Below are 1643 nucleotides of genomic sequence, written 5' to 3'. Positions count from 1 at the left end.
TACAACCGATCTAGCGCCACTGAACGAAGCGATTCCAGCGGATGTTGTCGCGATGGTAGAAGAGAAAAAAGCGGCATTGAAGGCGGGCGAAATGCGCGTATTTGATGGCCCAGTTGTAAACCAAGCTGGAGAAGAAGTGATTCCAGCGGGCGGCACAATGGATGACGGTGCGCTTCTTGGCTTTGATTTCTACGTGCAAGGCGTAGAAGGCAAATTGCCACAGTCTTAATTCAAGGCGAACGATTCGCTGAATAAGGCAGTTAGCAGCGAGCTACTGTTTCCGAATTGCGGTAGCTCGCACTTTTTATAAAGCACCATAAGTGCTGTATTAATGAAAAACTAAGGTAGAGAAATGAAACAACTAAAAACCATCGCTGGTGCAGCAGCACTCGCAGCTGCAGTAGCAGCACCCGCTCAAGCTGAGCAGTTTTGGGCTGACAACAGTGTAACCGTGCTACACAGTGCTGATTACTACAACGTTGGCCATGCTTTCGGCGCTCCGCAGAAAACCATGGAAATGACGACAATGACCGTTGAACACGCTTCGGGTCACGATTGGGGTGATGCCTTCTTCTTCGCTGATCGACACAATGGTAAAGGTTCATTTGGTGACTTTAACGAGACATACGCAGAGCTTTCTCCTCGTTTTAGCCTAAGCAATATGACGGGTTCTGAGCTGAAAGCGGGCCCTGTAACTGACGTATTGATTGCGACGACCTACGAGTTCAGCTCAGACAGCACAGGCTTCTCGCAAGATAACTACCTTTACGGTGTAGGCTTGAACTGGGATCTTCCGGGTTTTGCGTTCTTCCAAACGAACTTTTTCTACGCGAATAACGAAAACATTGATGATGATCTTCAGTTGACGGTTGTATACGGTGTTCCATTTGCTACGGGTGATGTTGATTGGATGTTTGATGGCTACATCGATTGGTCATCTGCACAAGAAGATCACGGAGCAGACTTTCACTTCAACCCGCAACTACGTGCTGATATCGGCAAGTTCATGGGGATTACCAAATCTAAGCTTGAAGCGGGTATCGAGTACTCATACTGGCACAACAAGTTTGGTGTGAAGAGCGATGACGCAGAATCAGCAGTTAGCGCTTTGATCAAGTACCACCTGTAAGTATGATTGTTAGTGGTTAATCATACTGCTAGCGATAGCAGCTAGTAATGGTATCGAATAATTGTAGCTAACAGTATGTTCGTAGCGAGCTTCAGGGCGTGGCCCTTAAAGCTCGTTATCGATCCCCAGAACAACAAACAAAGATGTAGAACAACATGAGCGATAAAGATAGCGCACAAAAGACCGGTAAAATCCGAGAGCAGAATCGTAAAAATATTCTGGCTGCTGCTGAAGACTCTTTTGTTAAAAACGGGTTTAAAGGAACCAGCATGCAATCCATTGCCGATGCTGCAGAACTGCCTAAAGCCAACGTTCTCTACTACTTTAAAAGCAAGCAAGCGCTTTACTTGGCGGTGCTTGATGAGATTATCCGACGTTGGGACGAGTCGATCGACGATATGAGCGAAGGCGATGACCCAGCTGAAGTACTTGGTAACTACATCCGCGCAAAAGTTGATCTAGCCATTCAATACCCGAATGCGTCCAAGATTTTCGCACTTGAAATCATTCAAGG

Annotated in this window: 2 protein-coding genes and 1 pseudogene; all 3 read left to right on the top strand. The window is 46.6% G+C overall.

Annotated features, from left to right (window positions below; genetic code table 11):
- Nucleotides 1–229: pseudogene (locus A3751_RS23150) on the top strand (BMP family ABC transporter substrate-binding protein); the annotation flags it as partial.
- A gap of 123 nt (nucleotides 230–352) precedes the next feature.
- Nucleotides 353–1129: a DUF5020 family protein gene (locus A3751_RS18790; protein ID WP_068456068.1), complete on the top strand. Its 777-nt coding sequence runs from the start codon at nucleotides 353–355 to the stop codon at nucleotides 1127–1129.
- A 155-nt stretch (nucleotides 1130–1284) separates the two neighbouring features.
- Nucleotides 1285–1643, top strand: a 359-nt coding sequence (locus A3751_RS18785; protein WP_156492624.1) for a TetR family transcriptional regulator C-terminal domain-containing protein, incomplete at its 3' end; no start/stop codon positions are given.

The sequence above is a fragment of the Oleiphilus sp. HI0080 genome (assembly GCF_001635135.1).
This window is presented reverse-complemented; position numbering and strand designations above follow the sequence as displayed.